This is a genomic window from Lysobacter sp. OAE881 (assembly GCF_040546665.1).
Taxonomy (GTDB): domain Bacteria; phylum Pseudomonadota; class Gammaproteobacteria; order Xanthomonadales; family Xanthomonadaceae; genus Lysobacter_J; species Lysobacter_J soli.
Genome location: NZ_JBEPOG010000001.1, coordinates 960,706 through 971,770, shown reverse-complemented (window position 1 = coordinate 971,770; position 11,065 = coordinate 960,706). Strand labels below are relative to the sequence as shown.

At 68.4% G+C, this 11,065-nt stretch carries 9 protein-coding genes; 4 read left to right on the top strand and 5 right to left on the bottom strand.

What is annotated here, in order from left to right; all coding sequences use genetic code 11:
- Positions 1-77: 77 nt before the first annotated feature.
- A complete protein-coding gene (locus ABIE51_RS04500; RefSeq protein WP_192632386.1) occupies positions 78-932 on the bottom strand; it encodes a DsbC family protein in 855 nt (284 codons plus the stop codon).
- A 622-nt stretch (positions 933-1,554) separates the two neighbouring features.
- A complete protein-coding gene (gene xerD / locus ABIE51_RS04495; RefSeq protein WP_192632385.1) occupies positions 1,555-2,508 on the bottom strand; it encodes a site-specific tyrosine recombinase XerD in 954 nt (317 codons plus the stop codon).
- Positions 2,509-2,537: 29 nt separating this feature from the next.
- On the opposite strand from xerD, the gene ABIE51_RS04490 reads away from it, so the two are divergent.
- Positions 2,538-3,005, top strand: coding sequence for an RDD family protein (locus ABIE51_RS04490; RefSeq protein ID WP_157029369.1), 468 nt, complete (start codon positions 2,538-2,540; stop codon positions 3,003-3,005).
- A gap of 195 nt (positions 3,006-3,200) precedes the next feature.
- Here ABIE51_RS04490 and lptG read toward each other — a convergent pair whose 3' ends face one another.
- Together lptG and lptF are read right to left on the bottom strand one after the other, a co-directional pair.
- Positions 3,201-4,367, bottom strand: a complete 1,167-nt coding sequence (lptG, locus tag ABIE51_RS04485; RefSeq protein WP_502913252.1) for an LPS export ABC transporter permease LptG — start codon at positions 4,365-4,367, stop codon at positions 3,201-3,203.
- Entirely contained in the window at positions 4,298-5,401 is a 1,104-nt protein-coding gene (lptF, locus tag ABIE51_RS04480) for an LPS export ABC transporter permease LptF (RefSeq protein WP_192632383.1), read from the bottom strand. The genes lptG and lptF overlap by 70 nt, the downstream gene beginning before the upstream one ends.
- A gap of 339 nt (positions 5,402-5,740) precedes the next feature.
- Between lptF and ABIE51_RS04475 the strand changes: the two genes are divergently transcribed.
- From ABIE51_RS04475 to ABIE51_RS04465, 3 genes are all read left to right on the top strand, one after another.
- Entirely contained in the window at positions 5,741-7,216 is a 1,476-nt protein-coding gene (locus ABIE51_RS04475) for a leucyl aminopeptidase (RefSeq protein ID WP_192632382.1), read from the top strand.
- Positions 7,217-7,220: 4 nt separating this feature from the next.
- Entirely contained in the window at positions 7,221-7,643 is a 423-nt protein-coding gene (locus tag ABIE51_RS04470; RefSeq protein ID WP_192632381.1) for a DNA polymerase III subunit chi, read from the top strand.
- A 121-nt stretch (positions 7,644-7,764) separates the two neighbouring features.
- The gene (locus tag ABIE51_RS04465; protein WP_192632380.1) at positions 7,765-10,548 is read left to right on the top strand and encodes a valine--tRNA ligase; all 2,784 of its coding nucleotides are present in this window, start codon (positions 7,765-7,767) and stop codon (positions 10,546-10,548) included.
- A gap of 45 nt (positions 10,549-10,593) precedes the next feature.
- On the opposite strand, the gene ABIE51_RS04460 is transcribed toward ABIE51_RS04465, so the two are convergent.
- Positions 10,594-11,061: a hypothetical protein gene (locus ABIE51_RS04460; protein WP_192632379.1), complete on the bottom strand. Its 468-nt coding sequence runs from the start codon at positions 11,059-11,061 to the stop codon at positions 10,594-10,596.
- Positions 11,062-11,065: the final 4 nt, after the last annotated feature.

The following is an 11,065-nucleotide window of genomic DNA, read 5'->3' as shown; positions in this document are numbered from 1 at the left end:
GCCAGGACCGACCTACTCGAGGCCCCAAAATGCCGACGCCGCCCATCAGGCGGCGTCGGAGCGACGGGTCGGGCGACTCAGGTGCCCGGCTTGGCCGGTGCCGTCGAGGCGGTGCGGGCGTGTTCGGCGGCCAGCTTGTCGAGCGTCTCGCGCAGCGCGGCCGGCGGGACGTAGCCGCCGACCTGGACGCCTTCGGCCGTCACGATCATCGGCGTGCCGGTCAGGCCGACGCGCTGCCCGACGTCGTACTGCTGGTTGACGCTGGTCTTGCAGTCGGCCTTGGTCGGGCCGTGGTCGCTCTTGGCGGCGGTCAGCGCCTTGCGGCGGTCCGGCGCGCACCAGACGGCGACCATCTTGCGGTAGTCGTCGCTGCCCAGGCCCATGCGCGGGAAGGCGAGGTACTCGATGGCGATGCCTTCGCGGTTGTACTCGGCGATCTGGCTGTGGAGCTTGCGGCAGTAGCCGCATTCCACGTCGGTGAAGACGGTGACGGTGTACTTCGGCTTGGCCGGCGAGAACACGATGCGCTCGCTGGCCGGGATGGTGGCGATCAGCTGCTTGCGCAGGCCGGCCATCGCGTCTTCGCTGAGGTTCTTCTTCGCGGCCACGTCGAACAGCGCGCCGCCGGACCCGGGGAGGAACAGGTAGCGGCCGTCGTCGCTGACGTACACGACCTGGCCGGCGACGATGGCCTCGCGGAAGCCGGGCATGGCCGCCGGTGCGACGCGCTCGACCTCGACTTGGGGGTTCAGCGCGCGGACGGCTTCGATCGCGCGGGCCTCGGGCGTACCGGCGGCGGGCTTGGGGGCAGCGGCCGGCTTGGCGGCGGTGGCGGTCGTCGCCGACGGGACCGGGTCCGCGTTGCCACCTGGCGCCTGGGCACAGGCGGAAAGGCTGATGGCGCCGAGCACGGCAAGGGCGAGTCGCTTCATTCGGAATCCTGTCGGGCGGCCGGGGCCGCGAGGGGGAATGGCCGATTGTGGCACGGGGCTCCGGAGCGGCGAGTGTCGTTGGTCCCGGTGCGGGATCCGGCTGGGCGGTGCGTTCACGTCGCGGGTTTTGCTGGGATTCGGTTATTGGACGAATGCCATCCATCGCGGCCCGTAGCGGGCTTCAAGTCGCGCCCTGCCGGCCTTCGGCGGCAGGCCATCCGTGGCCCGGCGTTCGGCAGGCCACGGGGCATGCCGCGCGCATCCGATCCGGCAAGAAGAACAACGGCCTTCCATGGCGGCACGTTCCGGGCTCCGGATCGCCCTGCCCGGCCATCCATGGCCGGGCGTTCGGCAGGCCGCGCGGCAGTGCCGCGTAAGCACGGAACTCGGTGGGTCTGCGGACGCCATCCATGGCGGCACGTCGCGGGCTTCGGATCGCCCTGCCCGGCCATCCATGGCCGGGCGTTCGGCAGGCCACGCGGCAGTGCCGCGTAAGCACGGAACTCGGTGGGTCTGCGGACGCCATCCATGGCGGCACGTCGCGGGCTTCGGATCGCCCTGCCCGGCCATCCTGGCAGGGCGCTCGGCAGGCCACGCGGCAGTGCCGCGTAAGCGGCCTGCCTCACCCTCGTGGATGGTGTTTTGCGTGGAGTTGCTTCAGCTGCTCGCGCGCCACCAGCGTGTAGATCTGCGTGGTCGACAGCGAGCTGTGGCCCAGCAGCATCTGCAGGGCGCGCAGGTCGGCGCCGTGGTTGAGCAGGTGCGTCGCGAAGCTGTGGCGCAGGCCGTGCGGGCTGATCCGGTCGGGATCGATGCCGGCGACTGCGGCGTATTTCTTCACCAGTTGCCAGAACTGCTGGCGCGTCGGCGCTTCGCCATTGGCGGACAGGAACAGCGGCGCGAGCGCGCGCTTTCCGGCGAGCTGCGGGCGCGACTGCGCGAGATACCGTTCCAGCCAGTGCTGCGCTTCCTCGCCCAGCGGCACCAGGCGCTCCTTGCTGCCCTTGCCCATCACGCGCAGCGCGCCCTGTCGCAGGTTCACGGCGGTGGCAGGCAGGTTGACCAGTTCGCTCACGCGGAGGCCGGCGGCGTACATCAGTTCGAGCATCGCGCGATCGCGAAGGCCGAGCGGCGTGGCGATGTCCGGCGCGGAGAGCAATGCCTCGATCTGGCTTTCGGCGAGCGCCTTGGGCAACGAACGCGGCAGCTTCGGCGGATCGAGCAACGCGGTCGGATCGTCCGTGCGTTCGCCACGTCGCACCAGCCAGGCGTAGAACGCGCGCAATGCCGACAGCAGGCGCGCGTTGCTTCGCGGCGAATACCCCTGTTGCGAGCGCCAGGCCAGGTAATCGAACAACGCGGCGCGATCGGCATTCGCCAGGCCGGCCTTGCGATCGCTGCGATACCGCGCGAGCAGCTCGAGGTCGCGACGATAGCTGTCGAGCGTGGGTTGCGCGAGGCCGTTTTCCGCCCAGATCGCGTCGAGGAAGCGGCCGATCAGCGCGGCGTCCGCATCGGGCAGAGGCGGCAACGCCATGGCGATGGAACGGCGTTGCGCGGGCGTGGGTGCGGTCATCGCCGCAGCTTAGCGGCTATCCTGATGCGATGGCATCGACACCCGCATCGTCCCGTCCTTCCGCGCTCATCGGCTGGCGCGTGCTCGCCCTCGTCTACGACATGTGGCCGGTGATCGCGATGTGGATGGTGGCCTCGCTCGTGTTCACCGTCGGCTTCACGATGAGCGGGCACGCGAGTCGCGAGAACATCGCGCCCTTCAGCGCGTTGCAGTGGGTGCTGTGGCTGGTGTGCTGGCTGATCACAGGCGCGTATGCGCTGCTGAGCTGGCGACGCGGCGGGCAGACGCTGGGCATGCGCCCTTGGCGGTTGAAGGTCGTTGCCGACGATGGCGTTTCCGCGCCGGTGCTTCGTGCGCTGGTGATCCGGTTCGCGGTGGGCAGCGTGTCGCTATTGCTCGGCGGATTCGGATTCTGGTGGGCGTGGGTGGATCGCGAACGGCTTACGTGGCACGACCGGGCGAGTGGGACCCGGATGGTGCGGTTGGCCAGGCGGTAGGTGGTCGGCGGGGCTTGGCTACTGCAGCGTCGAAGGCAACGGCGGCAGAAGCAGAAGCAACGGCAAAAGCGCGGCTTCTATCAGGTCGCCGCTGCCATCCATGGCGTCACGCAATCGCTTCGGTTACCCCTGCCCGACCATTCCATGGCCGGGCGTTCGCGGCCGCGCGCGCCAGTGGCGCGCAAGCGCGGCCGCTCACCCACTCCTCCTCCTGAAGAGGAAGCTGGATACGCCCAGCATGATCATCGTCGGGAGCAGGTAGGCGATGCGGTAGTCGAACTTGTACACCGTCGCGAGCTTCACGAACTGCGTCTGCAACAACCAGAAGCCCAGCGCGAAGACGATGCCGATGAACAGCCGCTTGCCCATGCCGCCGCTGCGCAGCGTGCCGAAGGCGAACGGCACCGCCGCCAGGCACAGCGCGAGCACGTTGATCGGGTAGAACCAGCGGCCCCAGTAGTGCTCCTCGAATTCCGCCGCGTCCAGATCGTTGCGCTTGCGGTACTCGATCGCGCTGCGAAGATCCGCCGCGGACAGGTAGCGCGGCCGTTCGGTCCCGGACGACAGTGCGGCTGCGTCGAGCTGCGATTTCCAGCGCTCTTCGGCCACCTTCTCCTGCCGGACCGAGCGTTCCTCGAAATGGTTTCGCGTCACGTCCCGCAGCAACCAGCCGCCTGGGCGGTGCTCGGCGACGCGCGCATGCGCGAGCGATTTCAGGCGACCGTCGGGCGCGAACTCGAACAGGTTGACGCCATTGAGCTCGAGGAAGCGCTCGCCATCGCGCTCGCGCTCCTGCCCGCCGCTCGCGCTCAGGATGGTCTCGCCCTCGCGCGCCCACAGGCCGGTGTATTGCGCCACGACCGTATTGCCCGACTTGGCGCTCGACTTCAGCGCATCGGCGCGCTGTTGCGTCCACGGCGCGACGCTCTCGCCGTTGACGACCATCAACGCCGTCATCAGTGTCAGCGCGCCGGCGACCGCCAGGCCGAGGCGTCGGCGCGAAAGGCCAAGCGCGCGCAGCGCGGTCAGTTCGGACGTCGCCGCGAGCTGGCCCAGCGCCATCAGCGAACCGATCACCGCTGCATAGGGAAACAGGTAGTACAGGCGTCGCGGGATGCTGAGCGCCATGTAGACGAACGCTTCCGAGATGCCGTACTTGCCTTTGCCGATATCGCCGAATTCGCTGACCAGCCCGAGCATCACGTCCAGGCCGGCGAGCACCGCCCAGGTCAACGCCACGGTGCCGAGCACGATGCGGCCGACATAGATGTCATGGATCTTCGGGAACGGCTTCATGCGCGCGCTCCGTTGGCGGCCTTCGCCTTGCGCCTGCCGAGCCGGCCGTCGGTGAAGTACAGCCACAGCGCGATCGCCATGATCGGCACGATCAGCCACCACAGGCCGAGCCCGGTGGCGATCTTGCCGTCCTCGAGCCAGCCGCGGCCGGCGGTCATCAGGTTCTGACCGATCAGGTAGGCGAGGAAACCGACCAGGATGCGGCCGTAGCGCGCCTGTCGCGGCATGCTCCGCGCCAGCGGCACGGCCATCAGCCCGAACGCCAGCGCCAGCAGCGGCGGCGCGATGCGGTAGTGCAGTTGCGCGCGCGCCTCGCGGCTGTCGTCGCCTAGCAGCGCCAGGGTGGATTGCATTTCCGGCGCGTCGGGGTCGAAACGCTCGTCGTTCGCCGGCAACAGGATCTCGTTGCGCGCATAGCGCATGAGGCGGAAATCCTTGGCACCGTTTGTGCGGCCTTCGATCTGGAACCCCTTGTTGAGCGTGAGGTAACGATGGCCGGCTTCATCGACGGTGAGCTTGCCGTCGTTGGCCGTGACCACGTCCATCAACCCGTTGCCGTCGTCGCGATAGACGAAGATTTTTTCCAGGCCGCTGCCGTCCTTCGACATGTTCGAGACGTAGATCACCCCGGTGCTGCCCGGGATGCCGGTGAAGGAGCCCGGTTCCAATCCGGCCATGACCAGGCTGCGGTTGGCATCGTTGATCATCTGCTTGGAGACGCGGTCGGCCCACGGCCCCAGCCAGAGCGAGCAGGCGGCGACGACCGCCACCAGCGGACCCACGACCAGCAGCAGCGGCCTGAGCATCCGGCGCGGGCCGACGCCGATCGAGGCGATCACCGGCATTTCCGAGTCGCGGTACAGCCGGCCTACGGCCATCATCAGGCCCAGCATCAGCGCGAGCGGCAGGATCAGCGGAAGCCATTTCAGCAGCACCAGCCCCAACTGGGCCAGCATCAGCCCCGCCGGTACTCGGCCGCGGGCGATGTCCTGCAGGACGTCGGTGAAGGCGCCGCCGACGGTGACGATCAGCAGGACGATCAGCGTGGCGAGGATGGCCAGCGCGAATTCGCTGATGAGGTAGCGGTCCAGCTTGGGCATCGTGTCGGTGGGACCTGGGCGTTTCGGGGAAGGACGGGCCAGTGTGGACGGACCTGCGTGAAACAGCGGCGGACGCTCGTGGCGCGTGGACGTCGCGCGTGGGCCCTGGCGCCCGCCGCATCCGTCATCGCCGCTTCGACCGTCGCCACCGGCTCCCGTTCCGCGGGCCGGGTGTGGCCGGCCTGCTAGAATCGGAGGTTCGTCCGAGGGCGTGAGGCGGCAGCGCGATGCGCGGCCCGGGATCGGATCCCCCTCACCGCCCAATTGTACGGAACTGTCGTACTCCGTACGGAACTCCCGTACGAAGTTGCCTCTTCTTATCTGCCCGGAATCTGTTGGATGGCCCTCGAATTCGACCTGAACCGCGACGCGCCCGCCGCCGCCCACACCGATTGCATCGTCGTTGGCGCCTTCGCCGACAACAGCCTGACGCCCGCCGCCAAGGCCCTGGATGACGCCAGCAACGGACGCATCCGCGCGCTGCTCGAGCGCGGCGATGCCAGCGGCAAGACCGGCAAGACCGCGCTGCTGCACGACCTGCCGGGCGTGGCCGCCCCGCGCGTGCTGGTGATCGGCCTGGGCGAGGCCGGCAAGTTCGGCGTGCCGCAGTACCTCAAGGCCGTCGGCGATGCCGCCCGCACGCTGAAGAGCGGTCCGGTGTCCACGGCGCTGTTCACCCTGTCCGAACTCGACGTCGCCGGCCGCGACAAGGCCTGGAACATCCGCCAGGCGATCATCGCCGCCGACCACGCCTGCTACCGCTATACCGCCACGCTGGGCACCTCGCGCAAGAAGGACGAACCGGGCCTTCGCGCGCTGTCGGTGCTGGGCGACGACGCCGTCGCGCTGGCGCAGGGCCAGGCGATCGCCGCCGGCGTGCAGTTCTCGCGCGAGCTGGGCAACCTGCCGCCGAACATATGCAACCCGGCTTACCTCGCGCAGCAGGCGCAGGAATTCGCCGGCCGCTTCCCGACCGCCTCCTGCGAGGTGCTCGACGTCGCGCAGATGCAGGAACTGGGCATGGGGTCGCTGCTGGCCGTCGGCCGCGGCTCGGCCAACCCGCCCAAGCTCATCGTGCTCAAGTACACGGGCGCCGGCGATGCCAAGCCCTACGTGCTCGTCGGCAAGGGCATCACCTTCGATACCGGCGGCATCAACCTGAAGACGCAGGGCGGCATCGAGGAGATGAAGTACGACATGTGCGGTGGCGCCACCGTCATGGGCACCTTCGTCGCCGCGGTGGGCATGCAGCTGCCGATCAACCTCGTCGTGGTCGTGCCGGCCGTGGAAAACATGCCCGACGCCGATGCGTATCGCCCGTCCGACGTGCTCACCAGCATGTCCGGCAAGACGATCGAAGTGGGCAACACAGACGCCGAGGGCCGCCTGATCCTGTGCGACGCGCTGACCTACGCGCAGCGCTTCGAGCCGCAGGCACTGGTCGACGTGGCCACGCTGACCGGCGCCTGCATGGTCGCGCTGGGCAAGTTCGCCTCGGGCCTGATGAGCAAGCACGACGACCTGGCGAACGAACTGCTGGACGCCGGCGAGAACGTGTTCGACCGCGCATGGCGCCTGCCGCTTTGGGACGAGTACCAGACGCTGCTGGAATCGAGCTTCGCCGACGTCTACAACATCGGCGGCCGCTGGGCCGGCGCGATCACCGCCGGCTGCTTCCTGGCGCGCTTCGCCGAAGGCCAGCGCTGGGCGCACCTGGACATCGCCGGCTCGGCGTCGGACGAAGGCAAGCGCGGCATGGCGACCGGCCGCCCGGTCGGCCTGCTGAGCCAGTGGCTGCTGGACCGCGCGGCCTGACCGCGTGGCACGCGCCGATTTCTACCTGATCCAGAAGGACCGGTTCCGCGAGGAACCGCTCCTTCTGGTGTGCGAACTGGCGCGCAAGGCGTACGACGCCAATCTGTGGACCCTGGTGCTGGCGCGCGATGACGAACAGGCGCAGCGCCTGGACGAACTGCTGTGGGAGTTCGACGCCGACGCGTACATCCCGCACCAGCTCGCCGGCGACGAGGAGGACGAGCTCACGCCAGTCCTCATCGCCACGCCGGAGGCCGACACGCCGATGCGCGCGCTGGTGATCAACCTGCGCGACGAACCGGTCAACGGGACGTTCGACCGCGTACTGGAAGTGGTACCGGCCGACGACAGCGCGCGCGGCCCGCTGCGCGAGCGCTGGAAGCAGTACCAGTCGCGCGGGCTGGAACTGAAGAAGTACGACATGTGATTCCCTTCTCCCGCTTGCGGGAGAAGGTGCCCGAAGGGCGGATGAGGGCAGCCGCCGCTGCCGCCCTCACCCCGACCCTCTTCCGCAAGCGGGAGAGGGGTAACCACTCGATCAAGACGTCATGACCCACACCCTCGCCTCCTCCTACGATCCCAAGCAGTTCGAGACCCGCCTCTACCAGGAGTGGGAGTCCAGCGGCGTATTCCAGCCGCGCGGCGAAGGCGAGCCGTATTCGATCCTGCTGCCGCCGCCGAACGTCACCGGCACGCTGCACATGGGCCACGCGTTCCAGCACACGCTGATGGACGCGCTGATCCGCTACCACCGCATGCGCGGCTACGACACGCTGTGGCAGATGGGCACCGACCACGCGGGCATCGCGACGGAAATGGTGGTCTCGCGCAACCTCGCCGCCGAAGGCGCGGGCGAGACGCGCGATTCGCTAGGTCGCGACGGCTTCATCTCCAAGGTCTGGGAGTGGAAGCAGCAGTCCGGCGACACCATCGAGAAGCAGATGCGCCGCATCGGCGCGTCGGGCGACTGGTCGCGCAGCGTCTTCACCATGGATCCGATGGCTGCCAACGCGGTCATCGAAGCCTTCGTGCGCCTGTACGAGGACGGCCTGATCTATCGCGGCCAGCGCCTGGTCAACTGGGATCCGGTGCTGAAGACCGCGATCTCCGACCTCGAAGTCGTCAACGAGGAGGAAGACGGCTTCCTGTGGTCGATCAGCTATCCGCTGACCGACGGCAGCGGCGAACTCACCGTCGCCACGACGCGCCCGGAAACGATGCTCGGCGACGTCGCCGTGATGGTGCATCCGCAGGACGAGCGCTACACGCACCTCATCGGCAGGACCGTCACGCTGCCGCTCACCGGCCGCGAAATCCCGGTCATCGCCGACGATTACGTCGATCGCGAATTCGGCACCGGCGTGGTGAAGGTCACGCCCGCGCACGATTTCAACGACTACGCCGTCGGCCAGCGCCACAACCTCGAGCTGATCAACATCTTCACCCCGACCGCGGCGGTGAACGAGAACGCGCCGGAGAAGTACCGCGGCCTGGACCGCTATGAAGCGCGCAAGGTCGTGCTCGCCGACCTGGAAGCCGAAGGCCGCCTGGTCGAAACCAAACCGCACAAGCTGCAGGTGCCGCGCGGCGATCGCACCGGCCAGGTGATCGAGCCGTACCTCACCGACCAGTGGTTCGTGAAGATGGACGGGCTTGCCGCGCGCGGGCTTGAACTGGTCGAGAAGGGCGACGTGAAGTTCGTCCCGGCGAACTGGATCAACACCTACCGCCACTGGATGGAAAACATCCAGGACTGGTGCATCAGCCGCCAGCTGTGGTGGGGCCACCGCATCCCGGCCTGGTACGACGACGACGGGAAGATCTACGTCGGCCGCACCGAGGAGGAAGTGCGCGCAAAGCAGGGCCTCGGCTCGAACGTGACGCTTTCGCAGGACAGCGACGTGCTGGAGACGTGGTTCTCCTCGCAGCTGTGGCCGTTCTCGACGATGGGCTGGCCGGACGAGCAGGCCATGGCCGAGCGCGGCTTCGACCGCTACGTGCCGTCGAGCGTGCTGGTCACCGGGTTCGACATCATCTTCTTCTGGGTCGCGCGCATGATCATGGCGACCGACCAGTTCACCGGCCGCGTGCCGTTCCGCGACGTCTACGTCACCGGCCTGATCCGCGATTCGCACGGCCAGAAGATGTCCAAGTCCAAGGGCAACGTGCTCGATCCGCTGGACCTGATCGACGGCATCTCGCTGGACGACCTGGTCGCCAAGCGCACCGGCGGCCTCATGCAGCCGAAGATGGCCGAGAAGATCGAGAAGGCGACGCGCAAGGAATTCCCGGACGGCATTCCCGCCTTCGGCGCCGACGCGCTGCGCTTCACCATCGCCGCGCTGGCCACGCACGGTCGCGACATCAAGTTCGACCTCGGCCGCGCCGAGGGCTACAAGAATTTCTGCAACAAGCTGTGGAACGCCACGCGCTTCGTGCTGATGAACACCGAAGGCGCGAACTTCATCGGCGTCCCGGACCCGAAGACCGATGCCGAACGCTGGATCCTCTCGCGCCTGGCGAAGGTCGCCGCCGAGGCCGAGCAGCATTTCGCCGGCTACCGCTTCGACCTGCTGTCGCAGGCGCTGTACGAGTTCGCGTGGAACGAGTTCTGCGACTGGTTCGTCGAACTGGCCAAGCCCGCGCTGCAGGGCGAGGACGCCATCGCCGCCAACAGCACGCGCCACACGCTGCTGTTCGTGCTCGAACGCCTGCTGTCGCTGCTGCATCCGCTGATCCCGTTCGTGACCGAGGAGCTGTGGCAGCAGGTCGCGCCGAAGCTCGGCGTCGGCGAAAAGACGATCATGCTGCGCCCGTACCCGCAGGCATCGGACTTCGCCGGGCAGGACTACGCCGCGGCCGAAGGCGACGTCGAATGGCTCAAGGCGATGGTCACCTCGCTGCGCAAGATCCGCAGCGAGCTCAACGTCGCGCCGTCGAAGACCGTGCCGCTGCTCGTAGCCGATTGCAGCGCGAGCGATCGCGAACGCGTCGCGCGTTTCGACTCGCAGCTGCGCTTCCTGACGCGCCTGGACGGCATCACGGTGCTCGACGACGCGAACGCCGCACCGGCTTCGGCCACCGCGCTGGTCGGCGAGTTGAAGCTGTTCGTGCCGCTGGAAGGCCTGGTCGACCTCGGCGCCGAACGCGCGCGACTGGACAAGGAACTCAAGCGCGTCGAAGGCGAGATCGCCAAGTGCCACAACAAGCTGGCGAGCGAAACCTTCGTCGCCAACGCACCGCCGGCGGTCGTCGAGCAGGAGCGCAAGCGCCTGGCCGACTGGAACCTGCAGCGCGAGGCGCTGGCCGAACAGCGCGCCAAGCTCGCGTAAAGGTCACGAAAGGCGCCGTTACCGGCGCCTTTCGTCCTCAGGCCGTCACTTTTCGCCGTACGCCTCTCGCGAACTCACATTCTGCGGCTTGCCGTTACGCGAGAGCGCTTCCAGGTCGGCCACGTCGACCGCACGCAGCGTGCATTGCGACGCCTCGTCCGGCAGCCGGATCGCCGCGCCTCGCAGCTTCACGTACACCGGCGCACGGCTGCGCTTGCCGTTGAGGGTGAAGTACACGCCCTGGTGCTCCCGCAGCACGACCGCGTTGCCGCCCTGCGCCGCGGCGGCCTCGGCCAGGCGCCGCATCGCGCGGCCATAGTCGACGGTCGGGACCTTGTCGTCGCGCGTGATCTCGCTCGGGCGTTCGCCCAGGTCGATCTCCACCGCCGCGATGCGCTCATGCGCGCACGCCGGCGAATCCCAGATGACCGGCACCGGCAGCGCCGGCCCGGCCGCATGCAGCGGTGCCAGCGCGAACCACAATCCCCATCCCAACGCCCCGCCCTTCCCCATCGCC

What these genes read in the sequence shown, in the direction of transcription:
- ABIE51_RS04500 (WP_192632386.1), bottom strand. Translation starts at nt 932, where the DNA reads ATGAAGCGACTCGCCCTTGCCGTGCTCGGCGCCATCAGCCTTTCCGCC.
- xerD (WP_192632385.1), bottom strand. Translation starts at nt 2,508, where the DNA reads ATGACCGCACCCACGCCCGCGCAACGCCGTTCCATCGCCATGGCGTTG.
- ABIE51_RS04490 (WP_157029369.1), top strand. Translation starts at nt 2,538, where the DNA reads ATGGCATCGACACCCGCATCGTCCCGTCCTTCCGCGCTCATCGGCTGG.
- lptF (WP_192632383.1), bottom strand. Translation starts at nt 5,401, where the DNA reads ATGCCCAAGCTGGACCGCTACCTCATCAGCGAATTCGCGCTGGCCATC.
- ABIE51_RS04475 (WP_192632382.1), top strand. Translation starts at nt 5,741, where the DNA reads ATGGCCCTCGAATTCGACCTGAACCGCGACGCGCCCGCCGCCGCCCAC.
- ABIE51_RS04465 (WP_192632380.1), top strand. Translation starts at nt 7,765, where the DNA reads ATGACCCACACCCTCGCCTCCTCCTACGATCCCAAGCAGTTCGAGACC.
- ABIE51_RS04460 (WP_192632379.1), bottom strand. Translation starts at nt 11,061, where the DNA reads ATGGGGAAGGGCGGGGCGTTGGGATGGGGATTGTGGTTCGCGCTGGCA.